18 protein-coding genes are annotated in these 24,287 nt (G+C 62.5%); 8 read left to right on the top strand and 10 right to left on the bottom strand.

Going from position 1 to position 24,287, the window contains the following annotated elements; genetic code table 11:
* Nucleotides 1–68: 68 nt before the first annotated feature.
* The 8 genes from BUE21_RS03855 to BUE21_RS03820 all read right to left on the bottom strand — a co-directional run bounded on the left by BUE21_RS03855 (nt 69) and on the right by BUE21_RS03820 (nt 10,114).
* The gene (locus BUE21_RS03855) at nt 69–1,010 is read right to left on the bottom strand and encodes a calcium-binding protein (protein WP_143164407.1); all 942 of its coding nucleotides are present in this window, start codon (nt 1,008–1,010) and stop codon (nt 69–71) included.
* A 234-nt stretch (nt 1,011–1,244) separates the two neighbouring features.
* Nucleotides 1,245–2,579: a choice-of-anchor tandem repeat GloVer-containing protein gene (locus BUE21_RS14375; RefSeq protein WP_143164406.1), complete on the bottom strand. Its 1,335-nt coding sequence runs from the start codon at nt 2,577–2,579 to the stop codon at nt 1,245–1,247.
* Complete coding sequence (locus BUE21_RS03845; RefSeq protein ID WP_073354830.1) at nt 2,563–2,757, bottom strand: hypothetical protein; 195 nt, start codon at nt 2,755–2,757, stop codon at nt 2,563–2,565. Before BUE21_RS03845 ends, BUE21_RS14375 begins: the two co-directional genes overlap by 17 nt.
* A 42-nt stretch (nt 2,758–2,799) precedes the next feature.
* The gene (locus BUE21_RS03840; RefSeq protein ID WP_073354828.1) at nt 2,800–4,053 is read right to left on the bottom strand and encodes a toxic anion resistance protein; all 1,254 of its coding nucleotides are present in this window, start codon (nt 4,051–4,053) and stop codon (nt 2,800–2,802) included.
* A gap of 27 nt (nt 4,054–4,080) precedes the next feature.
* Nucleotides 4,081–5,193, bottom strand: coding sequence for a hypothetical protein (locus BUE21_RS03835; protein WP_234971039.1), 1,113 nt, complete (start codon nt 5,191–5,193; stop codon nt 4,081–4,083).
* Nucleotides 5,194–5,312: 119 nt separating this feature from the next.
* Nucleotides 5,313–6,098, bottom strand: a complete 786-nt coding sequence (rsmA, locus tag BUE21_RS03830) for a 16S rRNA (adenine(1518)-N(6)/adenine(1519)-N(6))-dimethyltransferase RsmA (protein ID WP_073354826.1) — start codon at nt 6,096–6,098, stop codon at nt 5,313–5,315.
* Nucleotides 6,099–6,115: 17 nt separating this feature from the next.
* Entirely contained in the window at nt 6,116–7,549 is a 1,434-nt protein-coding gene (locus BUE21_RS03825; protein ID WP_073354824.1) for a peptidylprolyl isomerase, read from the bottom strand.
* Nucleotides 7,550–7,630: 81 nt separating this feature from the next.
* Complete coding sequence (locus BUE21_RS03820) at nt 7,631–10,114, bottom strand: LPS-assembly protein LptD (protein ID WP_234971038.1); 2,484 nt, start codon at nt 10,112–10,114, stop codon at nt 7,631–7,633.
* A 189-nt stretch (nt 10,115–10,303) separates the two neighbouring features.
* Between BUE21_RS03820 and BUE21_RS03815 the strand changes: the two genes are divergently transcribed.
* Together BUE21_RS03815 and BUE21_RS03810 are read left to right on the top strand one after the other, a co-directional pair.
* Nucleotides 10,304–11,458: an aminoglycoside phosphotransferase family protein gene (locus BUE21_RS03815; RefSeq protein WP_073354822.1), complete on the top strand. Its 1,155-nt coding sequence runs from the start codon at nt 10,304–10,306 to the stop codon at nt 11,456–11,458.
* Nucleotides 11,459–11,472: 14 nt separating this feature from the next.
* The gene (locus BUE21_RS03810) at nt 11,473–12,246 is read left to right on the top strand and encodes a 16S rRNA (uracil(1498)-N(3))-methyltransferase (protein ID WP_073354821.1); all 774 of its coding nucleotides are present in this window, start codon (nt 11,473–11,475) and stop codon (nt 12,244–12,246) included.
* Between the two features lie 8 nt (nt 12,247–12,254).
* On the opposite strand, the gene yaaA is transcribed toward BUE21_RS03810, so the two are convergent.
* The gene (gene yaaA, locus BUE21_RS03805) at nt 12,255–13,043 is read right to left on the bottom strand and encodes a peroxide stress protein YaaA (RefSeq protein WP_073354819.1); all 789 of its coding nucleotides are present in this window, start codon (nt 13,041–13,043) and stop codon (nt 12,255–12,257) included.
* Nucleotides 13,044–13,185: 142 nt separating this feature from the next.
* On the bottom strand, nt 13,186–16,254 hold the full coding sequence (locus BUE21_RS03800) for an Rne/Rng family ribonuclease (RefSeq protein WP_073354893.1): 3,069 nt from the start codon (nt 16,252–16,254) through the stop codon (nt 13,186–13,188).
* Between the two features lie 765 nt (nt 16,255–17,019).
* On the opposite strand from BUE21_RS03800, the gene BUE21_RS03795 reads away from it, so the two are divergent.
* The 6 genes from BUE21_RS03795 (at nt 17,020) to BUE21_RS03770 (ending at nt 24,256) form a co-directional block, all read left to right on the top strand.
* Entirely contained in the window at nt 17,020–18,039 is a 1,020-nt protein-coding gene (locus BUE21_RS03795; RefSeq protein ID WP_084522798.1) for an RluA family pseudouridine synthase, read from the top strand.
* A gap of 67 nt (nt 18,040–18,106) precedes the next feature.
* Complete coding sequence (locus tag BUE21_RS03790; protein WP_073354815.1) at nt 18,107–18,646, top strand: shikimate kinase; 540 nt, start codon at nt 18,107–18,109, stop codon at nt 18,644–18,646.
* 75 nt (nt 18,647–18,721) lie between these two features.
* The gene (locus BUE21_RS03785) at nt 18,722–19,249 is read left to right on the top strand and encodes a sigma-70 family RNA polymerase sigma factor (protein ID WP_073354813.1); all 528 of its coding nucleotides are present in this window, start codon (nt 18,722–18,724) and stop codon (nt 19,247–19,249) included.
* Between the two features lie 6 nt (nt 19,250–19,255).
* A complete protein-coding gene (locus BUE21_RS03780) occupies nt 19,256–20,248 on the top strand; it encodes a FecR family protein (protein ID WP_084522796.1) in 993 nt (330 codons plus the stop codon).
* A gap of 104 nt (nt 20,249–20,352) precedes the next feature.
* A complete protein-coding gene (locus BUE21_RS03775) occupies nt 20,353–23,328 on the top strand; it encodes a TonB-dependent receptor (RefSeq protein ID WP_073354809.1) in 2,976 nt (991 codons plus the stop codon).
* Between the two features lie 40 nt (nt 23,329–23,368).
* The gene (locus BUE21_RS03770; protein WP_073354891.1) at nt 23,369–24,256 is read left to right on the top strand and encodes an ABC transporter ATP-binding protein; all 888 of its coding nucleotides are present in this window, start codon (nt 23,369–23,371) and stop codon (nt 24,254–24,256) included.
* Nucleotides 24,257–24,287 lie beyond the last annotated feature (31 nt).

Raw genomic sequence — 24,287 nt, 5'->3', positions numbered from 1 at the left:
CTTGCCCAAAAAATCTGTACATACGGCAGGAATGCCGGGACAGACCCGGCATCCAGTGCACTGTGCAATTACACAATCACCACGTCACTGGTGGTCAGCGAAGACACGCCTGCCAGCACAATCGCATTGCTCAGGTCATAGGCCAGCACGCCGAAGAAGAACGAATCCACCGCGTCCTGTGCCGTGGCGAAAATGTCGCTGGAGAACACCAGCTTGTCGCCCTGGGCACGCGAGAAATCGGTAATCACATCCCAGCCGAAGTTGCTGCTCTCGTAGGTGAACTGGTCTGCGCCAGAGCCGCCGCTCAGCACATCGAAGCCTTCGCCACCAATCAGCACATCGTTGCCCGCCCCCCCGAACAGAAGGTCTGCGCCGGAGCCGCCATTGAGCACATCATTGCCGGTGCCACCGTAGAGGATGTCATTGCCTGCGCCGGAACTCAGCGAATCATTGCCCGCATTGCCGCGCAGAATGTCGTTGCCATTGCCCGACACAATCACATCGTCACCACTGCTGCCGTCGATGTCCAGATCGCGCTCGAACAGGTAGCTGCGCAGTGCGCTGCTGTCGTGGTTCTGAAGACCATTGACGATCTCGTGCAGAGGGTCGGTCTTGTAGAGGTTGTCGGTGATGCCCAGATCGCCGATTTCCACGTCCAGCAGAGTAGCGTCCACACTGGAGAAGAAGCTCAGGCTGTCCAGATTACCGGTGAGCGTGTGGGCACCGCCGGGAGCAGAGGCATCACGGAAGGTGTAGTCGAGATTGTCACTGTTAGCACTCCAGGCCTGAACTGCCGGAGCGGAAGTCAGTGCCTGGCTCAGAAACTGGGTGCCACCAAAGTGCCCGGCAGGAGTAGGAGGGGTTGCCGTACCAGAAAACGTACCCGTGCCGTTTTGCTGATACAGCGCATCGAAGTTACCGAAGAACGTGCTCGTGGTTTGCGCACCGGCAGTTACATCAAAGTTGCGGCCTTCGGCAGTCAGGCCGTTCAGGTTGATCTTGATTGACATGAAAAACTCCAATTGAAATGGTCGGAAAAAACCACGCCGCCAAAAACAGGGCCATTAAAATGCCGCGTTCCCGGCAACGGGGCGTGAAGTGCAGGCAGGATGACCATCCCCGCCTGCACTGCGCAGGCTCCCTGACTGGTCAGTTGGTTTTGAAAGGTTGGCTGACCAGCCAGGAAAGCAGCGTCTCTTGCAAGCCCAGCCGCTTCTGCGCTGGCCTTTTCTGATCTCACAGGCTTATTGCGGCAGCCCTCCTGCACGGCGGCGACGCAGCAAGGCCAATCCGGCCAGCGGAACCAGCAGCCAGGCCAGCGGGCCACCGCCTTCGACCTTGATGCTGTCGCCACTGCCACCTCCGTCATTGCCGCCTGTCTGCGCTGTCGTGACGGTTACGGTGGTATTCAGGCTTTGCTCATCACCGCCCCGGCCCTTGCAGTTCAGCGTGTAGGTTTTCTCGCCCGGTTCTGTACTGGGGCTGAAGTCTGCCCAGCCGGATGCCAACTGGTCGGCTGGCAGGTTGCTTCCAGACCACGAGCCAGTGCAGGAAACCGCGTTCTGCGTGGCCCAGCCAAAGCGCACGCTGCCGCCCGATTCGATGGTGGATGGTGTGGCACTGAAGCTGCTGATGGCAACCGGCGGCGGTGGTGTAACGGCCTTGACCACCACGGTTTGAGTGGAAGTGGCATTCTCCAGCCCAGAGCCGTTGTCGCAGGTCAGCGTGTAGGTGTTGTTGCCTTCGCGCAAAACGGTCACTTCCTCGCTGCCGCTGAGGTCTTTGGTGCCCGACCAGTCGCCGCTGGCGGTGCAAGTGGTGTAGCCCGTTGGGCCTGTCACTTCCCATGTCAGTCTGGTCTTTGGCTGATTGGCATCGCCCAGCCAAGTCACTTCTGGCTGATTGGATGCAAAGGATGCAATGATGGGATTCGGTGGTGTATGGCCAACATTCAAGGCATAAACAACCGCCCCATTCACATTTGACAATGGGCCGTATAGCTTACCATTTGGGGCAGATTTAAGTCCAACAGGACTTTGTCCATCGATATTTGCATCTCCAGTAAAACTGTAAACGAGCGTTTCTACCTTGCTTGCTCCTTCTATATCCGAAGGTTTTATACGGTAAACAGTGCCACGTCCTGTTGGCCCACCTCTTACGGTGACACCATAAATATAGCCGTCACCATTCAATGCCAGCGAACCTTGAGGATTATCACCTGTGGTGGTGTCAAAGTGATGCAGTAACTTGATTTCTTCGTTGCCATTTTTGCTGATTCGGAAAATGGATCCTTTGTTGAATTCTCCTCCTGTATTTAATGCGCCATAAATGTAATTTCCATGCTCTACGATATTTGTATAAATTCTAGATTGCTGATAGCCTGTTGTTTCGTTAAAGGTGGTTAATTTTTTGAAATCATTGCCATTTGTGCGAATTCGGAAGATGTATCCGTCCGTTGATGCGCCTCCTGCATTAAGGCCGTATATCCAATCACCGTCCTGGCTTATGATTAAAGATACAGGGTTTATTTTTTGAGTGTCGAAGTTTTCAATATCATTGAAGTCATATATCTGAACCAATTTTTGATTTGATTTCCGATCCGGCCAGTATGCGCAACGGGGCCGCAGCGGTGGCCGGGGCGGCGGTGTCGGTCGTCGTGTTGCCATCGGGGGCCGGGCGGTTCTGCCACCACAGCAGCAGGGCGATGAGCACCACGGGCAGCAGGCGCAGCAGCAGGGGGGATTTCTTGCGGGACATGGGTCAGCCTTGGTTGCCGGGGACGGTGTGCATGACACGCTTTCAGAGCTGCACCTGCCCCAGCGGATTGTTGCCGGGCAGTTGTGCCAGTTCCTGCTGGCGCACGCGGTCGAGGTAGCCGCGTGCCTTGGTGACTTCGCCGCTGAGGGTATCGACGGTGGTCTGCATGGAGGCCAGTGCCTTGATCTTGAAATCGGCAATGGTGTCCATCGTCTGGTAGATGTTCTGGAATGCCTGTTGCAGTTTGGCAATCTCGATGGTGCTGGAGGCGGCCTGCTGGTGGATGGCACTGCTTTGCTGGCGCAGCAGTTCGCTGGTGCCCTGGATGAGGTTGCCGGTGGTGGTGTTGAGTGCGCTGATCTGGTCGAGCACCAGTTTCTGGTTGGCCAGTGCCTGGGCGACGATGACGGCGGTGCGCAGTGCCGATACCGTGGTGGTGGTGGTACGATCCACGCCCTTGCTCAGTTCCAGATTGTTCTTGCGAATCAGGTCCAGGGCCAGATAGCCCTGCATGTTCACGCTCATCTGGGTGAGCAGGTCGGTGGTTTTCTGGCGGGTGTAGAACAGCATTTCCTCGCGCACCACGCGCGCCTTGGCAGGGTCGGATACGTCCAGCGCAGCGGCCTTGGCTTCCAGTTCGGAGTCGAGTTTTTTGCTGATGTGGATGTATTTCTCCAGCCGCTCCATCAGCGTCCAGAGGTTGATTTTTTCCTGCTCGATGGCGGTGTTGTCGCGCAGCAGCTCGTCCTTGCCGCGCTTGAGGCTTTCGATGATGGCGTTGAGGTGGCTTTGCGAGGACTGGAAGCGGTCGAAGTAGTCCACCAGCCGGTTGCCCAGCGGGATGAAGCCCAGCAGCTTGCGCGGCGAGAACAGGTCGCCCTGGCGCGTGGGGTCGAGTTCCTCGATCTGGCGGCGCAGGTCCAGCAGGCTCTGGCCGATTTCGGAGCCTTGGTCGAACAGGCCGTTGTTGAGGCTGCGCACGGGCCGCTCCAGCATGCGGTTGGAGACGCTGGCCGAGGCTTGCACGTCCTTGTTGCCCATGCCGTGGATGCGCTCGACCGCCTGCCGGAATTCGGGCGAGTGGGCATCGTGCGCGGTGATGGTGTCGATGAAGGCCTTGACCTGTGCGTCCAGCTCCTGCACTTCGTCGGGCTTGAGGCGGACGTGGCCGCTGGCGGATTCGGCTGGGATGCTGGGCACGGGGGCGGGCGGCTCCAGCGTGAAGGCCTGCGGGGGCTGCAAATCCAGGGTCGGTGCGGTGGCCGTGGCGGTCTGGGTCTGGAGGGGCTGGTTCATGGGGGTTCCTTGGGGTGAGCAGGGTTCTTACTGGAAGGCGCGCTCGATGCGCTGGATCAGGCGTTCCAGCCATTCCTGGCTGGGTGGGTCGATCACGTCCACGATGACTTCCGGGGTCTTGATGCCGTGTTCGGCCCACAGCTCCGGGCCTTTGCGCGCGCCGCCGGTGCGGTAGCCGTATGCGTGGATGAGTTCGCGCAGTGCCGGGTCGTTTTCCAGCACTTCGCCCAGTCGCACCCCGGCGGGGGTGTAGGGAATCAGCACATGCTTGGAATAGACGGTGGGCTGCGGGTAGAGAATCACCATCGGGCTGCTGATGGCATCGGGCTGCTGGAGCCAGAATTCCAGCATCTGCGATTCATAGGCCATCAGCAGCGGGGCCTTGCCCATGCCCAGGGCCAGATAGTCCTCGAACGGGGCGGCAGAGGAGGATTCCTGAAAACCCTGGCGCAGGAACAATGGTGTGACCTGTGGCAGCACCCGCTCGATGTCGGCCTGGCTCTGCACCACCTGTTCGCCGTTGGCCAGATAGCTGGCCAGTGCCAGATACATGGCGGCACTGTTGGAGGTGCGCACGTCGGTGGAGTGGATCAGCACCGATTTGCTGGTGGCAAATGCGTTGCTGTGTGGCAGGTCGCGCCAGCGCGTGCCCTGGCCGATGACCTGCATCAGGCGCGGCATGTCGTGGACGTAGTAGATGCCGTCTTCCTTGCGGGCCATGCCGTTGGCCACCAGAATCTGCGCAATCGGCTCCCAGCTTGCCAGTACCATCGGGGTGTAGAAGGGGTTGAAGACCTGCCCGGCCTTGGCCTGCTGTTGCAGTTGGGCAGCGGCAGGTGCGCCGGAGGGAAAGCCGAAGTCGTATTGCTGCGGGTCGTAGCGGCTGGCAATGCTGCGTGAACCGGCTTTCTCCACCTGTACGGTGATGCCGTGGGCCAGCAGGGCCTGCTGTACGCGCGGGTCGGCAAAGAAGGTTTCTTTTTCGGAACCGATCAGGCCGCGCACCGTGACCTGCCGTGCCTGTTCCTGCTGGCTCTGGCGGGTGTTGCCCAGTTGGGTGTGGGAATACCAGATGCCACCGCCGACGGCCATCAGCAAGGTGGTCAGCAGCAATGGTGCAATGATTCTGCGCAGTTTCACTGCGGTGCTCCTCCGGCAGGTGGCCTGTCAATTGGGGATATGCCCCAGCCCGACTGTATGTCCCGGAGGTGACGGTTTTGTGACGGCGCGTCAGGCCGCTGGTGCAGTGCGCAGTGCGTTTATGCCGGTGCGGGGGCAGCGGGCACTTGTCCGGCCAGTTGCACGTATTCGTCCACGGGAATTTCTTCGGCGCGGCGTTGCAGGTCGAATGTGCCGCCGAACTGCCGCTGCTCCAGCCAGCGGCCCAGGGTGTGGCGCACCAGCTTGCGTTTCTGGCTGAAGGCCACGCGCACCAGTTCTTCCAGCAGTGGCTGGTCGAGCGGGGCGAAGCTGCCGGCCGGGCGTGGAATCATGCGTACCACGGCACTGTCCACACGGGGGGGCGGGTCGAAGGATTCCGGCGGCACGAACAGCACGTTCTCCATTGCATAACGCCATTGCAGCATCACCGAGATGCGCCCGTAGGCGGAACTGGCGGGCTGCGCGACCATGCGATCAATCACTTCTTTTTGCAGCATGAAGTGCTGGTCTTGCACGATGTCCACGAAGTCCAGCAGGTGGAACAGGATGGGCGAAGAGATGTTGTAGGGCAGGTTGCCGACGATGCGCAATTTGGCCGCTTGCAGCTCGGTGGCCAGCGCGGCAAAGTCCACCTTGAGCACGTCGCCCTGTACCACGCGCAGTTGCGGGTGCATTTGCAGGCGCAGGATCAGGTCGCGGTCGAGTTCGATGACGGTCAGTTGCGGCAGGTGCTCGGTCAGTGGCTGGGTGAGCGCGCCGGTGCCGGGGCCGATTTCCACCATCGCATCGCCCGCACGCGGGGCAATGTGTTTGACGATCTGGTCGATGATGCCGGTGTCGGTCAGGAAGTGCTGGCCGAAGCGTTTGCGGGGAATGTGCTTCATGGAGGCGGCCACCGTGCTCAGGACTGACCGTCGCGGATTTCGATGTAGGCGCGGCTGCGCAGTTGCGTGATCCAGTCGCCAAAGGCTTTTTCGGCCTTTTTCTCGCGCACCTGTTCACGCACCATTTCGCGGCGGTGCTGCTGGGTCATGGGAATGTGCCGACGCTCCAGCAACTGGATCAGGTGCATGCCAAAGCGCGAGACGATGGGCGCGCTGACTTCGCCGGGCTTGAGGGTGGCCAGCACTTCCTCGAATTCAGGCACGAACTGGCCGGGGCTGCTCCAGCCCAGGTCGCCGCCGTCCGGGGCACTGCCCTTGTCCTGCGAGTATTCGCGCGCCAGCATGGCAAAGTCTTCGCTACCCTGCACCACGCGCTTGCGGATTTCCTGCAAGCGTTGCGTGGCGGCGCGTTCGTCCATGCCCGACGAGGGGCTGATGAGGATGTGGCGGGCGTGGTTCTGCGCAATCACGTCTTTCTGGCCTTGCTCGCGCTCCAGCACCTTCAGCAGGTGAAAGCCTGCACCGGAGCGCACCGGGCCGACCAGCGCGCCCACGTCGCGCCCGGCCACGCTCTGCACGAACAGTTCCGGGTACTGGTCGATGGCACGCATTCCCAGTTCGCCGCCTTTGCTGGCTTCGGTGGCTTCGGAGTATTGCGCGGCAACGGCGGCAAAGTCCTCGCCACGCTCCAGCCGCCGGGCGGCTTCGGTGATTTTCTCGCGCAGATGGGCTTCCTCGCTGGCCGAGGGGTTTTCGGGCACGGTCACCAGAATGTGTCCCAGGTTCAGGCGGTCGGGCACGTTGCTGCCGCCGGGCAGCGGGTTGTCGCGCAGGTGCTGGTCGAGTTCCTGGTCGGAGACGCGCACCCGCGCATCGACGGCGCGTTCGCGGATGCGCATGAGCACGAGCTGGTTGCGCAACTGGGTGCGGAAGCTGTCGCGGTCGATGCCTTCGGCGGCCAGTTCCTTGTACATGTCGGCAATGCTGGCACCGTTTTGCTGGGCGACGTTCTGTTCGGCCTGGTCGAGGGTGAAGTCGTCGATGGTGGTGCCGGTGTCACGCGCTTCCTGCAATTGCAGGCGTTCGGCAATCAGGGTGTCGATGGCTTCGCGCTGGAGCACGCTGTCGTCCGGGATGCTGTAGCCCTGTGCCTGCAAGAAGGCCAGCGCGCGCTGCTTGCGCGTCTGCACTTCGTGCTGGGTGATCGGTTCGGAATTGACCAGCGCGACGATGAAGTCGGCCTGCTGGGTGTTGCGCTGGCTGGCGGCAGCGGCATTGCGGGCGGCGGTGGCCAGCCCGCCTTCGCGCGGCTGCGGGGCGTTGCGCGTGGCAGTGGCGGGGGCATCCGTCAGGCGCAGGCCCTGGGCGTGCAGGGGCTGCGACAGCAGCGGGATTGCCAGCCCCAGTGTCACGACGAGGGGAGAGAGGGTATGGCGCAGAGTGTGTTGCATCGGCGTAGGAGTGCCCGGTAGGGGGAAAGTTTCGGTCAGTGGCTGCATCGGCCCTGGGGATGTGCAGCCAGCGCGGAGGCGTTATTCGTACTGGTCGGAGCGGCTGCCCGAGCCAAAGCTCTGGCCGGTCAGCGGCTGGTAGCCGGGTACGTTGCTGCGCAGTGCGTTGAGCGGGTTGGAGCCGACGCTCAGGCGCGAGAGGCCCACCAGTTCGATCTGGAACAGCAGGCGGGTGTTGGCGGTGTCGTAGCTGTTTTGCAGGCGTTCGAGCACCACGCGGCCAATCCAGCAGCAACTGTCGTATTCGAGGCCGACGATGGTATCGACCAGGCGTTTGTCGCGCATGCTGTAGTTGAGCCGCCCGACGCTGTACCAGCGGGGGCGGTCGCGCCCGATGGCGGCCTGCTCGCCGCTTGGGCTGTTCCAGAACGCGGTCAGCGGCCATTGCCAGCCCACGTCAATGTGCTTGCTGGCATCGCGCTTCATGCGGTAGCCTGCGCTGAGGCTGCGGTATTCGCCCGGCTGGTACTGGGCCGAGAGCGTGTAGCGCACCGATCGCTGATCCTTGTAGTTGTACTGGATGACCCCGTTGCTCGACCACCGGGGACTCCAGTTCACGGCACCGCCCAGCAGGATGTCCGACCAGCGGTCGGTGACCACGTTCTCGCCGATGGCAGAGACGCGCTGATCCTTGAAGCGCAGCCGCTGGGCCAGGCCGATGCGGGCGATTTCGCCGCCGGTTTCCGGGTCGATTAGCTTGGAGTTGGCCCCCAGCGTCAGCAGGTTGTTGTCGGCGAAGCGGTCGTTGCCCACGAAGGCGTTGGGGCTGTAGATGCTGGCGAAGGTGAAGTCCAGCTCTGCCGTGTCGTACAGCGGCAGCATGCTCTGGTCTTTGTAGGGCGTGTAGGTGTAGAACGCGCGCGGCTCCAGGGTCTGGATGGTGTTGCGGCCCCAGAAACTGGTTTCACGCTCGAAGAACAGGCCGCTGTCGATGCTGGCCGTGCCGATGACGCGGTTGTGGTTGCCTGCCGGGTTCAGTGGTGTGCTCTCCAGCCGGTAGCTGCTGGCATGCACTTGCAGCGAAGGGGTGACGAAACCGTGCGGGGCCAGGAACGGGCGGCTGACGCGCAGCAGGGCATAGCTGCGGTCGCCATCGGTCAGGTTCACGGCGTAGCGGTCGTCGGCGCGAAAGCGCGTGGTATCGAGTTCGCCATACACGTCCATGCCCGCCAGCGGCTGCTGAGGGGTGTAGCGCGCATTGAGTTGCGGCAGCATGTCGTAGGGCGGGGTGATGATGGAGTCGGGGTCTTGCAGGGTTTGCCATTCCAGTGCCCGCAGGCGCACGCTCACGTCCTGGTGGCTCCACTGCAACTGTCCTTCGCTGGAGAGCAGGCGGTCGGTCAGGCTGTGGGAGGTGCGCGGGAAGTCGCGCCAGTGGTTGTCGTCGCCCACGCGGTTGAGGTTCAGGTTGGCCTGCATCTGGCCCACCGGCACAGCGATGTCGTGGCGGTGCTTGTAGGCGTAGCTCCAGCGGTTGCGGTCGCGCAGGCGGTCGTCGGGCATGAAACTGCCGGAGAGTTCACCGCTGAAGTCGCGCTCCAGGTAGCGGAATTCACCACCCACATTCACGCCGCGCCGCGCCATGATGCTGGTGGACAGGATGGCATCGCGGTTGGGCGAGATGTTCCAGTAGTAGGGCTGCTCGTATTGCAGGCCCGAGACGCTGTCCAGCCCGACGGTGGGCGGCAGAAAGCCGGACTTGCGCTGGTCGGAGACCGGAAAGCTCAGGTATGGCACGGGCAGCAGCGGCACGCCCTGAAACTCCAGCACGGCCCCGCGCGCCGTGCCGACATTGTTGGCGCGGTCGATGTGCAGGCTCTTGGCATGGATTTGCCACGCAGGTTCCCAGTCGGGGTCGTGCTCGACGCGCTGGCAGGTGGTGTAGTTGCCCTGCTGCACGGCCAGTTCCTCGCGCCCCAGAAAGTCCACCCGCTCGGCCGTGCCATGCGCCTGGTTCTCTTGCAGGCGGTAGTTCACATCCTGAAAGTAGCCCTGGTAGGTTTGCAGGTTGATGTCGAGGTCGCTGCCCTCATACACGTCGCCCGCCTGGTTGATGTGGACGTTGCCCTGTGCCCGCGCCTGCTGGTCGCTGGATTCGTATTCCACGCGGTCGGCACGCAAAAAGGTGGGGCCTTGCTGCAATTGCGCATCGCCTTCGAGCGTGATGGTGCTGTCCTGGGTGCCGTGAATGCGGTCGGCTTCCAGGTGGATGGGGGGCTTTTCCTGTGCCTGGGAGGCTGCGGGTGCGTGTTGTTGCAGGGTGTGGCTTTTTTGCAGGCTCAGAATCAGGGAGTTGAGGCTGTCTTCGCGGGCCGGCGCGGAGCCGGGCTGCTGCGCCAGCGCAGTGCCCGAGACCAGCAGCAGCCACCACAGCCGGTTGAGGCGAAAGTGCGCCCGCGTGGCCGCAGGGGGCGTGCCGCCGCAGGGCGTGGGCTGGCCGCAAGGGCCTGGCAGACCTTCCCTTGTTGTTGAACGCTGTTTCATCCGCACAGAAAAATCAACCACGAAGCACCCGCCTGCAAAAATCCGTTCCACGAAACGCCCCCTGTTGCCGGGGCAGCCAGTGGCCGATATTACCAGCGCGAGCCGCAATTCATGGCATTGGCGGTGTAATAATCGCCGGTTATTTTCGACAATCGCCTGCTGTTGCGGGCAGGGCGGTTCGGTTTTTCGGGCAAGCGGGGGACTTTGGGTATGGCAGATGCAATGATCTGGCCGGATGCGGCACGCGAACAGGCGTTTTCCGGGTGGCTGGCCGTGCAGGCCCCTGCATTCGGGCTGGTCGTGCCCTCGTTGCGGCTGGCGGCCAGCGATGCCGGTTTTCGCCGCTATCTGCGCATCGACAGCCAGGCGAACGGCGTGGGCGCAGGCCGCAGCTTCATCATCATGGATGCGCCGCCGCAGCATGAAGACTGTCGGCCTTTCGTGCATGTGCAGCAATTGCTGGCGCAGGCGCGGCTGCATGTGCCTGTGGTTCACGCCTGGGATGAGGCGCATGGATTCATGCTGCTGCAAGACCTGGGCCAGCAGACCCTGCTGCAATGGTTGCTGGCGCAGCAGCAACAGATTCAGGGCGATGCCCAGCCGCAAAGCCTGTACCAGGCGCAGGCATGGCAGGCCGCGCTGGTGCAGCGGGCGCAGCCTTGGTTCCTGCACGCGGTGGATACCCTGGTGGCACTCCAGCAGGCGGTACCTGCCGGGCAGGTGCCCCCTTACGATGCCGCTGTGCTCCAGCGCGAACTGGCCCTGTTCCCGCAGTGGTATGTGCAGGCGCACCGCCAGTACACGCTCAGCGAGGCACAGCAGCACAGCCTGCAACAGGTGTTCGACCGCATCGTCGCAGAAAACCTCGACGCGCCGCAGGTGCTGGTACACCGCGACTTCATGCCGCGCAACCTGATGATGCCACCCGATGGCCAGGGGCCGCTGGGCCTGCTGGATTTTCAGGACGCGCTGCACGGCCCCATCACCTACGACATTGCCAGCCTGATGCGCGATGCCTTCTGGAGCTGGGAGGAGGACTTCGTCCTCGATGTCACCGTGCGCTACTGGGAGCGTGCCCGCAAGGTCGGGCTGTTGGCGGGCAAGCCCGAATGGGAGAGTGACTTTGGCCAGTTCTACCGCGCGGTGGACTGGATGGCCTTGCAGCGGCATCTGAAGGTGGCAGGCATTTTTGCGCGGCTGGGACTGCGCGACCACAAGCCGCGCTATCTGGCCGATACGCCCCGCTTCATCGGCTATATCCGCGCCACCGCCAGCCGTTACCGTGAACTGGCTCCGTTGTTGCGGCTGGTGGACGAGATCGAGCAAACCCCCGTGACCGAAGCGTTTTCCTTTGGTCGCCTTTGACCGGAGCCGTTGCCATGCCCCGCTTCCATTGCCCTGAACCTTTGCAGACCGGCGCGGAACTCGATCTGCCTGCCAGCGCGGCGCGGCATGTGCAGGTGTTGCGGATGCAGCCGGGGCAGAGCCTCACGCTGTTCCCCGGCGCAGAGCCGCACAGCAACGCCCAGTACCAGGCCACCATCGTGCAGATGGGCCGCCAGAACGTGCGGGTACACGTCGATTCGGTGGAGCATGCCGACCGCGAGGCGCGCCCCACCATTCACCTGCTGGCAGGCATGCCCGCCAACGAGCGCATGGACTGGCTGGTGGAAAAAGCCACCGAACTGGGTGCGGCCTGCATCACGCCGATTGCCGCCGAGCGCAGCATGTTGCGGCTCAAGGGTGAACGCGCCGAGAAAAAACAGGCGCACTGGCGGGCGATTGCCATTGCCGCCTGCGAACAAAGCGGCCGCAATACCGTGCCAACGGTGGCCGCCTCCATCAGCCTGAAGGACTGGCTACAGGCACAGCCCGCGCCAGACGACGGGCATGCCGTGGCGGTGCAGCGGCTGGTGCTGACCCCGCAGGGTGCGCAGCACAGCCTGGCGCAGTGGTGGCAGCAGCGTCAGGCAGCAGCGGCTGAGGGCAGCGTGGATGCCGTGCAGGTGCTCACTGGCCCCGAAGGGGGCTTGAGCGAGGCGGAACTGCAACTTGCCGTGGCCCACGGCTTTGTGCCCGTCAGTCTGGGCGCACGCATTTTGCGTTCCGAAACCGCGCCGCTGGCCTGTCTGGCCCTGCTGACTGCGGCCTGAGAACCTGTTCAGGCCGGAATATCGCCTTCCTGACGCTGGAACACCAGCCGTGCATCGTTGGACAGGTCGGGCGCGAAGCGATAGCCGTTCAGGTTGAAGCCGGAGAGTTCGTCGGGGGTGTGCAGGTCGTTTTCGATGGCATAGCGCACCATCAGGCCCCTGGCGTGCTTGGCATAGAAGCTGATGATCTTGAACTGGCCGTTTTTCTCGTCCTGGAACACGCAGTCGATAATGCGGGCCTTGAGCCGCCGGGATTGCACTGCCTTGAAATACTCGTTGGATGCCAGATTGACGACGATGGGCACTTTCTTCACTTCCAGTCGGCCCACGATGTAGTCGGTGATGGTCTGCTGCCAGAAATCGTACAGATTGCGGGCCTCGCCCACGGCCAGGCGCGTGCCCATTTCCAGCCGGTAGGGCTGCATGAGGTCCATCGGGCGCAGCACGCCATAGAGGCCGCTGAGAATCAGCAGGTGTTCCTGCGCCCAGTGCAATTGCGCATCCGTCAGGCTGGCGGCATCCAGCCCTTCGTACACGTCACCGTTGAAGGTGAACACGCAGGGGCGGGCGTTCTGCGGGGTGAACGGCAGGCTCCAGTCGCGGAACCGCTGCACATTCAGCTCTGCGAGCCTGGGGCTGATGGACATCAGCTCGGCCAGCTCCTGTGGGGTTTTCTGGCGCAGCAAGCGGTTCAGGATGGCAGACTTTTCCAGGAACAGCGGGGTGGTGGCTTCGATGGAGGGTGGGAGCGGGCTTTCCCAGTCAAGTGATTTGGCTGGGGAGAGGAGAAACAGCATGGTGATCCTGCGGCGAGGCGCAATGAGGAAGTGGCGGGGCAGACGGCGGCAGGGCTGGCGTGTGGCCTGCCACCGTCTGCCCGAAGGCATGGCGAGGCTCCATCATCCGGGGGCGAACGATGAAGCCCCTGCCATCACAGGGTCATGATTCCTGTGTGCCTGTGGCAGGCGGTGCATCGAAAGGCAGGCGCAGGGCAGCCAGATCCTTGCGGGTCTCCACCAGTACCAGCGGGCCTTCATCCAGCACCTGCACCACGGGCCGTGGGCGTGGCACATGGACGGGCAGCGGCTCGGCGGCAATGGCGGCCTGGGCAGCGGCGACCTTGTCATGGTCGGAATGCACCCACTCCAGCCCGGCTTGCCGCACCAGGGCATCCAGTGCCTCGGTGTCCAGCACCCACGCACGGGGAACGGGCGATTCGGGTGGCACGGCGGGGGTGTCGATGCTGGTCGCGTCGTTGCCGGTGGTGGCTGGCAGGTCGGCTGGAACATCGGCTGGCAGTTCGGCCTTTGGTGCGATGGCTACCGGTTCTTCACTGACAGCGGTTTCGCTGGCGATGGGAGCCGGGAGCACGGCTGGCGGGCTGTCCGCATCGACCTGCTCGTTGGCCACCTTGGCCTGGCCTTGGCCACCCTGACCGCGCTGGGCAAAGTAGCTGCGCGAGGCAGCCGCTGGCGCGCTGGGCGCGTCGTCGCCGCTTTCGTCCACCGGCAGTGCCGCGCCGCTGGCATCGGCTGGGGATGCGGCATCGTTCTGGACACGCGGCTTGCGGCGGCGTGGTTCCGCAGAGGCGGCTTCCGCGCGGCTGTCCACGTCGTCATCGATGGCCGTGGAGGGCGCGATGCCATCTGCATCGGCTTGCGTGGCGGGGGCACGCTCGCGGTCGGAGCGGCGGCGGTCGCGGCCATGCTGGCTGCGGGAGCGGCGTTCGCGGCGTGGCTCCTCTGCCGTGGCTTCGTCGCGCTCGATGCCTTCTGTCTGCGGGGCATCGGTGTCTGCATCGACGGTCGCGGTGTGGTTCAGCGGGCTGTCCACGCCATCGGCGGAGAGCAGACGCTGCTTGCGCGGTGCGCGCGAACCCCGACCCCTGCGCTCGCCAGTGGCACTGTCTTCGCTGGTGGCGATGTCCTGTGCGTCGTAGCCAGCTTCATTGCCGCGTTCGGTTTCGCGTGCTTCCACGGAGCGGCGGCTGCTCTGGCGCGTGCGGTTGCGTGGCTCTTCCGTGTTGCCGTTGTCTGCCACGGGGCGACGGTTGTCGCGGTGGCCGGAACGGCTGCCCTCGCGTGTTTCTTCGCGTGCCACCGGGCTGCGGGGGCTGCGCTCGTTGCGGCCACCGCGCTCCTGGTTGCTGGGCCTGCGGCGATGGTTCGGGTTGGACGCGTCTGCCGCGCTGGCGCGGGGAGCTTCACTCGGGGCCTCGCTGGTGACGGCGGGTTCCACCTTGGTGCCCAGCAGCACGGCCTTGATGCGTTGCAGCAGGCGGCTGAAGAATCCGGCCCCCGGCAGTCGCCAGCCGCTGGCGGCAGGCGCGTGGGAGTGGGCCTCGGGCTGTGGCGCATCCTGCCGGTCTGCGCCACGGGCCGGGCGCGGCGGCACCACGGGGGGCGGGGCATCCGGGAACAGGCCCTTGAGCACTGGGGTTTGCCGGTTGGTCGGCTCCTTGGAGCGGCGCGTGGCTGCCACCGGGTCCTGCATTTCCTCGGCCAGCTTGTAGCTGCTGTCCACGTCGTCGAGGCGGGCATCGTCGCCCTTGAGGCGTTCGAGCTTGTAGTTGGGGGTTTCCAGCGTCTTGTTGGGGATGATGAGCACATTGACGCGCTGCTGGATTTCCACCTTTGCCACTTCGGTGCGCTTCTCGTTGAGCAGGAAGCTGGCCACCTCCACCGGCACCTGGCAATGCACGGCGGCCGTGCCGTCCTTCATCGACTCTTCCTGGATGATGCGCAGGATTTGCAGCGCGGAGCTTTCCGTGTCGCGCACATGGCCGGAGCCGCCGCAGCGCGGGCAGGGGATGGACGCGCCTTCCGAGAGGGTGGGCTTGAGCCGCTGGCGGCTCATTTCCAGCAGGCCGAACTTGCTGATGGAGCCAATCTGCACGCGGGCGCGGTCTTGCTTGAGTGCGTCGCGCAGGCGGTTTTCCACGGCACGGCGGTTCTTGGCATCCTCCATGTCGATGAAGTCGATCACCACCAGCCCGCCCAGGTCGCGCAGGCGCATCTGGCGTGCCACTTCGTCGGCGGCTTCCAGGTTGGTGCGGGTGGCGGTTTCCTCGATGTCGCCGCCCTTGATGGCGCGGGCGGAGTTCACGTCCACGGCCACCAGTGCTTCGGTCTGGTCGATGACGATTGCCCCGCCCGAGGGCAGTTGCACGGTGCGGGCGTAGGCCGATTCGATCTGGTGCTCGATCTGGAAGCGCGAGAACAGCGCGGCCTGGTCGCGGTAGCGTTTCACGCGCCCGGCGTGCTCGGGCATGACGTAGGACATGAACTGCGAGGCCTGCTCGTAGATGTCGTCCGTGTCGATGAGGATGTCGCCGATGTCGGTGTTGAAGTAGTCGCGGATGGCGCGGATGACCAGGTTCGATTCTTGGTAGATCAGGAACGCGCCGCGCCCGTCACGGGCGGCACCGCCCACGGCATCCCAGAGCTTGAGCAGGTAGTTCAGGTCCCATTGCAGTTCTTCGGCGGTGCGGCCGATCCCGGCGGTGCGGGCAATGATGGACATGCCCTTGGGGTATTCGAGCTGGTCCATCGCCTCTTTCAGCTCGGCACGCTCGTCGCCTTCGATGCGGCGCGATACGCCACCGCCGCGCGGGTTGTTGGGCATCAGCACCACATAGCGACCGGCCAGCGAAATGAAGGTGGTCAGGGCCGCGCCCTTGTTGCCGCGCTCTTCCTTCTCGACCTGCACCAGCAGTTCCTGGCCTTCGCGGATGGCCTCGTTGATGCGCGCCTGGCTGACGGATACGCCTTCGGCAAAGTATTGGCGCGAGATTTCCTTGAACGGCAGGAAGCCGTGGCGTTCCTCGCCGTAATCGACGAAGCAGGCTTCCAGACTGGGTTCGATGCGGGTGACCACCGCCTTGTAGATATTGCCCTTGCGCTGTTCGCGCCCTTCGATCTCGATCTCGTAATCCAGCAGTTTTTGCCCATCCACGATGGCCAGGCGACGCTCTTCTGCCTGCGTTGCGTTAATCAGCATCCGTTTCATGATGCGTTCCTTCTTGCAGATGCAGTGCAGGTGCGCGGGCATGGCCCCCTTCGGGCCGCCAGACGCATCTGCCTGCGGGTGATTCAGACAATCAGCCGGTTAAGGCTCCCAATGCCGGGCCGCTGGCAGGGAAGAACATGAAACGGAAGACGGAGGGCACGCAGGCCACCCGTCGCAGAGGGACACTCCCGCCCTGTGGCCGGTGGTCTGCTGAACCAGGGCGAGGGCTGTGGGGTTCGAGGCCGGGCCTGACAGGCAGGCAATGTATCCCCGCGTGGGAGTGGTGCGGGTGTGGGACAGACATGCCGCATGGTGCACACCCTGGCGCGCGTGCGTGCGAACGGCTGCGCCAGTGGCTGCGTCATCAGCAGCCACCGCAGAGCCAGCAGGCAGATTGCCATCGGTGAGATCAGGGACATGTTTGCTTGGGGTCCGCGACGGCGGCGTGGGCTGTAGGGCCGGTGCATAAAAGGCATTCGGCGCAATGGGAGAGAACTACAGATACGGGCAGCGACACCCGCCGTTCGAAAAAAATTCCGGTTCATGGATTCCGTGCGCAGGCGCAGTGCCATATTCCTCTGGTGCGACCGGGAGCAGCAAGGCCCACTGGGGTATCGGCAACGTCCACGGGAACAGGGACAGGCTCGGCATTCATTCACTGCGTTTTCTTTTTCGGGAGCCAACTGCACTACACTTGGCTGGCTACCGCCTTTTTTATTGGGGAAAACACAGTTGAGCGCGATTATAAAGGGAAAGCCCAAAGCCATGTCACAAGCTCCGCAGAGACCGCCCGCCCAGGCCGACGCGCCGCAGGTGCGGCTGGTGCAGGTGGGCGAGGAATGGGAAGGACAGCGGCTGGACAACTTCCTGTTCCGCGAGATCAAGGGTGTGCCCAAGACCCACCTCTACCGCCTGATTCGCAGCGGCCAGATTCGCATCAACAAAGGGCGTGCCCAGGCCGACACGCGCTTGCAGGCAGGCGATGCCATCCGCATTCCCCCGGTGCGCACGGCACAGACTGCCGCGCCCACTGATGCGGAACGTTCCGATGCCCCGGCCCGCAGCTTCCCCGTGCTGTGGGAAGACGACATGCTGCTGGCCATCAACAAGCCTGCGGGTGTGGCGGTGCATGGCGGCAGTGGCGTGAGCTTCGGGGTGATCGAGCAATTGCGCCGCGCACGGCCCGATGCGCGTTTTCTGGAGCTGGTACACCGGCTGGACCGCGAGACTTCCGGCATTTTGCTGATCGCCAAGAAACGCAGCGCGCTGGTCAAGCTGCAAGACCAGTTCCGCGCCCGTGCCACCGGCAAGACCTATCTGGCCTGGGTCAAGGGACATTGGCCTGCCGCGCACAAGGTGGTGGATACGCCCCTGCGCAAATACCTGCTGCCCGATGGCGAACGCCGCGTCAAGGCCACCACCGCTGCCGACCCCGATGCCATGCGCGCGCTGTCGCTGGTGCAGGTGCGGCAATGCTGGCCCCACCATGCCAGCAGCGGCATGCCCGCCACCAGCCTGCTGGCCGTGACCATCAAGACCGGCCGCACCCACCAGATTCGCGTGCATCTGGCCTCGTGCGGCCACCCGATTGCGGGCGATGACAAGTATGGCGACTTCGACTGGAACAAACGCCTGCAAAAGAACCGGCTCGATCGCATGTTCCTGCACGCCTGGCGGTTGCGCTTCCAGCACCCGGTCGATGGACGCGAGATCGAACTGGAGTGTCCGCTCGGCGAAGAATTGCAACAGGTGCTGGCGCATCTGGACGGCCTGCCGCCGGTGTGAGAACGGTGTGAAGACCGTGTAGCGACCCACTGCCGGGGCAGGGGCGGAATGCCCGACAATACACCCCATGAAAATTGCATTGATCGGCATGCCAGCGATTGGCAAAACCAGCATTGGCCGCAAACTCGCGCGGCACTGCGACTATCCCTTCATCGACCTGGACCAGCGGCTCACGCAGGACTTGGGCTGTTCCATTCCCGAATACTTCGAGCGCATGGGCGAAGCGGCTTTCCGCGATGCCGAAGCGCGGTTGCTGGCGCAACTGGCCCAGCAGCCGGGCGACTGCGTGCTGGCCACGGGCGGCGGCGTGGTACTGCGCCCGGAAAACCGCGCCATCCTGACTGCGCACTACCATGTGATTTACCTGACGGCCAAGCCCGAAGCCCTGTTGCGGCGGGTACGCAACGACCAGACCCGCCCGCTGCTGAAAGTGGCCGATCCGCTGGCCAAGTTGCAGGAGCTGTACGCCCAGCGGCATCCGCTGTACGAAGCCACCGCCGATGTCCAGGTGGCTGCCGATTGCGTGGCCATGCGCAGTGTGCTCAAAACCATCGAAACCGATTTGTGCACGCTGGGCGTGGAGTTGAAAGACATCGACCAGGCTTGATCGGGGTCTGCCCCTTGCGACTGTAGGGTGACAATATCAACGGCATTACAATGATATTTATTTTCATTCATTGTCATGACCGTTCACACCGAAACCGCCTCGCCTGGCCTGTGGCGGGAAATCTGGCTCCAGATTCACCAGGAAGATTACCCTTGGGTGGTGGCAAGGCTCTACAGCAGGCTCCAGAACTGGGAGGATGCGCAGGACATTGCCAGCGAAGCCTGCATTCAGCTCGTCACCTCGCCCAGTCTGGAGCAGGTGCGCGTCAAGCGTGCCATGCTGATGACCATCAGCGAGCGGCTGGCATGGAAGCAGTGGCGGCGGCGCGAGCTGGAGGCTTCCTGGCGCGAGCACTGGCAGTTGCAGGCCAGCGCGGACTGCGCCCTGTCGGCACATGAATACCTGGAGATTTGCGAGGCCCTGCATGCCGTCGATGCTGTGTTGCAAAGCCTGCCGTTCAAGGCACGCACGGCATTTGTGTGCAGCCAGATCGATGGTATGAAGCACGCGGAAATTGCAGCCCTGCTCGGCATTTCAGTCAGTTGCGTGCGCAAGTACATCACCAAGGCACTGCTGCTGTGCTGTCAGGCCTGTGACGGCTGAGCCATTATGGGAGAACTTCGCAGTCGCCAATCCGGCAAGGCACAGTCCGCGTCACCGATGCTGGAGCAGGCCGTCGCCTGGCATGTGCGCCTGAGCGACAGCCCGCTGGATGCCGACGAGCAGGCACAGTACCGGCAGTGGCTGGCCGCCGATCCGGCCCATGCCCAGGCACTGGAGCGCGTGGCGCAACGGCTGGGCCATGCCGTGCAGCCGCTGAAAATGGCACTGGCAGCCCCGGACAGCGGACTGCGCCAGACCTTTCTGAAACCGGCCCGTACCCGCCGGCACTTTCTGGGCAAACTGTGCGTGGCAGGTGGTGTGGGCGGGGTTGCCCTGTGGCTGGTGGATCACAGCCATGCCCCGGTTGCTGGCTGGCTGGCAGACTATGCCGCTCCCACTGCCACGCGCCGCCATTTCACCCTGCCCGATGGCAGCCAGATGCTGCTCGATGCCCGCAGCCAGGTGGATTTGGCGTTTTCCGGGCAGTGGCGTGATGTGCATCTGCGCACGGGAGCCTTGTATATTCAGGTGGCACAGGATGCCGACCGCCCCTTGCGGGTGCATACCGAAGAGGGGCTGGTGCAGGCACTGGGCACACGCTTTGCCGTGCGCCAGGAGGACGGCTTCAGCACCGTGGCGGTCGAGCAGCACAGCGTGCGGGTACAGCCCCGAGCGGGGGCGCACCATGTTCTGCGTGCAGGGCAGGGCATCAGTTTCCGCCGTGAGGGGGTGGATCGGGCGGCACGCGAATGGCAGTCCGTCTTGCACTGGAAGGATGGCATTCTGGAAGTGCATAACCGCTCGCTTGGCGAGGTGGCTGCTGCCTTGCGCCCGTACTACCCCGGCATTCTGCGGGTGGAACCCAGAGCCGCAGCTATCCGCGTGTCCGGCGTATTCTCGCTCGACGACCCCCAACGCACCCTGCTGGCACTGGTGCACACCACACCCATCCGGCTGACCCAGTACAGCCGCTGGATTTCGGTGATCGAGCATCTGTAACCGGCTGGCAAGCAATTCAGAAAAATTTTTGCCAAGGCGTGTGACTTTTTCCGTTTCACGGTACATGGAATATGAAGGTGTACTTCATGCACCGCTCCTGAACCATGAACCCGAAACTGGAAAAACCGCTTATGCAGCAACATGCCGTGGCGCACCGCCGCCGTTTTCTGACTCCCGTGGCCTTGGCCGCCTTGCTGGCCCTGGGGCTGGGCCACAGCCTGCCCGCACAGGCCCAGACTGCCACCACGCAGACCTACAACCTCCCCGCTGCGTCGCTGGAGAGCACGCTGGCGCAGATTGCCCGCCGTGCCGGGCGCATGGTGTCGTTCGCTCCTGAACTGGTGGCAGGCAAGCAATCGGCCCCGGTCAAAGGCCAGTATGAAGTGGCCGCCGCCCTGCGACAGGCACTGGCAGGCACCGGGCTGGAACTGACCGAAGCTGCCGATGGCACGTTCTCGCTGCGCCGCACACCGGTGGCAGCAGTGAAGCCCCGCGCTTCGGCACCCGCTCCCCGGCAGGGAGATCAGACCTTGGGGCTGGTGCTGGTGGAGGCCACTTATCCCAAGACCATCAGCCGTGAAATGCTGGACAAAATTCCCAATCGCACGCGCAGTACAGAAGATGCGTTGCGCATTTTCTCGGAGGTGCAGTTTGACGACCAGTCGCTGGTATCCGATCAGGGAGGGGAGATCAAACCACCGTTCATTGCCATTTCAGGCGGCAAGCCATACGAAAACAGCTATGTGATCGATGGTCTGGGCAATAACAATTATGTGATTCCTCCCACATTTTCCAATAACGGTCGCGTGTATCACCCTTCGTACATCAGCACGTTTGGGCACAGTTCCGAACCCATGGGTATGGTGCAGAACTACAGCTTGAATCCAGAGTTGATTGAGCGCATTGATTTGCTGGACGCGCGGGTTCCAGTGAATTACAGCGGTTTCACTGGCGGTGTGGTCAGTGCAATTACCCGCAAGCCCAGTACCGACCGTATCAAGGGCAATATGTATTGGGGACATTCGCGCAGCAGCTGGGAGAAAAGATTCTACGACCCATTGGCCATGGAAGGAAGCAACCCCGAAGAGACCTACGATGCTTCCTGGCAGCCTAAATATGAGAGAAACTCCATGGGGGTCAATCTGAATATCCCAGTGAGTGAACGGTTGGCGGCAATTGTGTCTTATGACACCACCCGGTCAAAAATACCGATGCGCTATTATTCCGGGGATGAGGCGGTGCATGAGGACAAGAACCAGCGACGCCAATCGCATACGCTTTTCGGCTCTGTCGGTGGCGATCTGGGGGAAGGGCTGGACTTCAAGCTCACCGGTGTTTATTACCTGTATCGGGGTGATTATTTCGGCAACCGTGCCATCAATTCCGAGTCGCGGCAGGAACAGGAGAATTTTGATTTCTCGCTGAATGCGAACAAGCGTACCGACCAGGGTACTTTCCACCTGAAGTCGAAATATGGCGACATGACATCGCGCCGTGATGTCTTGCAGGGACACACCTATCTGGCATGGATGACCTACGGTGACAAGAACTGGGGTTATCCGAACGGAGAATTGTCCTGGAACGACGACCCGTCCAGTGCAACCTACGGGCGCATCTGGGGGCCGGGTTATTCGGTGGATGGTAACTTCTATGCCTACGATCAGGACTACAAGCAGCGCACATTCAACACCGCACTGGATTTCGATGTCGATCCTGTGAAATGGGGCAGCACCACCCATCGCATCAATGTGGGAGCCAGCACGGAAATTGTCTGGGCCGATGTGGATGCCGGTGCAGGCACCGTTTACAACGGTTTGAATTACCTTTCGCCCAACCAACCTCTGGCCCCTGGGCAGGATGGTGTGTCATACAACTGGGAGCGCACGGGTGGGCAGCTTTATGACCATTATCTGGATGTCAAGGATGTGATGGAGCCATTCCAGCGCAGTGCCAGCACCAGGACGTTTTCGCTGTGGGTGCAGGACTCCATCGGCTGGAAGGATTTTGTTTTCCGTCCAGGGGTGAGAATGGACTATGACGACCAGTACCAGAATTACAACCTGGCACCGCGCCTGACCACGGAGTGGGATGTCATGGGCAAGGGAAACTCGTTGTTGAGTGTAGGGTTGGCGCGCTATTATGGCGGTCCCAATATGTATTACAACCTTTACAAATACTATAGTTACAAGCGATTCACGCGGCAAAGCCCGAATAAAATAGGGCCGGATGGTTATCTGCCTTGGACGGAATATTCGATTTCTGCCGGGTATGATTATGATGCCAGTGATCTGAAAACCCCATATTCGGATGAGTTCAGCCTGGGGCTGGATCTGAAACTGGCGGCTGGGTTCGGACTGGATTACAACTTTGTGCGTCGCCACCACAAGGATGGCATCATGCAGCAGACCGTGAAAATCGGTGTGAATGAGCGCGGGCGTGATATCACGCAGACGCAGGCTTCCAACGGTGGACGCAGCTATTACACGGGGCATACGATTTCCCTGACCAATAACAGCTTTGACGGACATTATTTCCGCTTGGGCACCACATGGTCGGACTCTTCTTCGAACTATATCGACTACAAGTCCTATTCGGGAGCGTATTACGATGAACGCGATGGTCGGGATCGCTCCAGGGTGATCTATAACGGCCAGCTCATGGATGCCGCCAAGCTCGACATGAGCAAATTCAACCGTCCGCTGCAACTGGTGGGCCATTACCAGGGCAAGCTGGCACACAACCTTGACCTGGGAACCACGCTGATTTTCACGCGGCGTGCACCGATTCTCATCAGTGGCGACAACGAAACCCTCTCTGATGGCAAGAAGGTCAATACCTACACCAGCAGCCACCTGCCATCGAGCTTGCGCGTGGACATGAACCTGGGCTGGGATGTCATCCGGCACAAGGATCAGACATTGCGTCTGTCGCTGGATGTCCAGAACGTGTTCAACCGCAAGGTGCCCAGCGGGCGTGGACAGTTCTATAAATGGGTGGATGGCCAGGGCAATGTGTTGAACTTCTTCAACTATTACGCACGGGGTCGTTCTTTCAATGCCCGGGTGGATTACCGTTTCTAAGAGCGGAATGTGTGAATGGATTGACTTGAGCATTGCCACAATGACCCATTTGATCGAATGCCGCCAACTGACCCACAGCTATGGCGAAAAACAGGTGATCGACCACCTGTCCTTCCAGATTCCCAAAGGCGGTATCCATGGCCTGCTGGGCAAGAACGGGGCGGGCAAGACCACCACCATCAACATCCTGATGGGCTTTCTGGAGCCGTCGGGAGGGCAATGCACGGTGCTGGGGGAACCCAGCCACCGGCTGCGTCCGGCCACGCGCCAGCGCATCGGCCTGCTGCACGAAGGGTTCACCCAGTACGACTTCATGAGCATTGCCGAGCTGGAGCGGTTCTACCGCCACTTCTACCCCGGCTGGCGGCCCGAGCTGTTCCACGACCTGACGCGTCGCCTCAAGGTGCCGCCCACGCGGCGCATTTCGCGCCTGTCATGCGGCCAGCGTTCGCAGGTCTGCCTGGGCCTCATCATGGCGCAGGTGCCGGAGTTGATGATTCTGGACGACTACTCGATGGGGCTGGACGCAGGCTATCGCCGCCTGCTGCTGGACTATTTGCAGGACTACGCCCGCGAGTACCAGACCACCGTGCTGCTGACTTCGCACATTGTGCAGGACCTGGAGCGGCTCATGGACGGCATGCTGGTGATTCAGGAAGGGCGGCTGCTCTACCAGGCATCGCGCGGGGCCTTCTTTCAGGGCTTCGGGCAGTGGCGTTTCCAGCGTTGCACGCAATCCGATGCACTGGAGCCGGATGCCGTGCTGCATGCCGTGGAGCACTCCAGCCAGCACACCCTGGTGTGCAGCTTCCAGCCGCCCGAAGCCGTGCGCCAGCACCTGCTGGCACGCGGCCTGTCGCTGCAAGGCTGGCAGGACGTACCGATGAATTTTGAAGATGCCTTTCTCTCGCTGACAGGCAAGTACTGACTGCCTCGCGCTGAATGCTTCGCACCAAAAC

This window comes from Lampropedia hyalina DSM 16112, assembly GCF_900129055.1.
Lineage (GTDB): Bacteria > Pseudomonadota > Gammaproteobacteria > Burkholderiales > Burkholderiaceae_C > Lampropedia > Lampropedia hyalina.
The sequence above is the reverse complement of the archived record's forward strand: the minus strand, read 5'-3'. Positions and strand labels throughout refer to the sequence as shown.

What these genes read in the sequence shown, in the direction of transcription:
- BUE21_RS03855 (WP_143164407.1), bottom strand. Translation starts at nt 1,010, where the DNA reads ATGTCAATCAAGATCAACCTGAACGGCCTGACTGCCGAAGGCCGCAAC.
- BUE21_RS03845 (WP_073354830.1), bottom strand. Translation starts at nt 2,757, where the DNA reads ATGTCCCGCAAGAAATCCCCCCTGCTGCTGCGCCTGCTGCCCGTGGTG.
- BUE21_RS03840 (WP_073354828.1), bottom strand. Translation starts at nt 4,053, where the DNA reads ATGAACCAGCCCCTCCAGACCCAGACCGCCACGGCCACCGCACCGACC.
- rsmA (WP_073354826.1), bottom strand. Translation starts at nt 6,098, where the DNA reads ATGAAGCACATTCCCCGCAAACGCTTCGGCCAGCACTTCCTGACCGAC.
- BUE21_RS03825 (WP_073354824.1), bottom strand. Translation starts at nt 7,549, where the DNA reads ATGCAACACACTCTGCGCCATACCCTCTCTCCCCTCGTCGTGACACTG.
- BUE21_RS03815 (WP_073354822.1), top strand. Translation starts at nt 10,304, where the DNA reads ATGGCAGATGCAATGATCTGGCCGGATGCGGCACGCGAACAGGCGTTT.
- BUE21_RS03810 (WP_073354821.1), top strand. Translation starts at nt 11,473, where the DNA reads ATGCCCCGCTTCCATTGCCCTGAACCTTTGCAGACCGGCGCGGAACTC.
- yaaA (WP_073354819.1), bottom strand. Translation starts at nt 13,043, where the DNA reads ATGCTGTTTCTCCTCTCCCCAGCCAAATCACTTGACTGGGAAAGCCCG.
- BUE21_RS03800 (WP_073354893.1), bottom strand. Translation starts at nt 16,254, where the DNA reads ATGAAACGGATGCTGATTAACGCAACGCAGGCAGAAGAGCGTCGCCTG.
- BUE21_RS03795 (WP_084522798.1), top strand. Translation starts at nt 17,020, where the DNA reads ATGTCACAAGCTCCGCAGAGACCGCCCGCCCAGGCCGACGCGCCGCAG.
- BUE21_RS03790 (WP_073354815.1), top strand. Translation starts at nt 18,107, where the DNA reads ATGAAAATTGCATTGATCGGCATGCCAGCGATTGGCAAAACCAGCATT.
- BUE21_RS03785 (WP_073354813.1), top strand. Translation starts at nt 18,722, where the DNA reads ATGACCGTTCACACCGAAACCGCCTCGCCTGGCCTGTGGCGGGAAATC.
- BUE21_RS03780 (WP_084522796.1), top strand. Translation starts at nt 19,256, where the DNA reads ATGGGAGAACTTCGCAGTCGCCAATCCGGCAAGGCACAGTCCGCGTCA.
- BUE21_RS03775 (WP_073354809.1), top strand. Translation starts at nt 20,353, where the DNA reads ATGAACCCGAAACTGGAAAAACCGCTTATGCAGCAACATGCCGTGGCG.
- BUE21_RS03770 (WP_073354891.1), top strand. Translation starts at nt 23,369, where the DNA reads ATGACCCATTTGATCGAATGCCGCCAACTGACCCACAGCTATGGCGAA.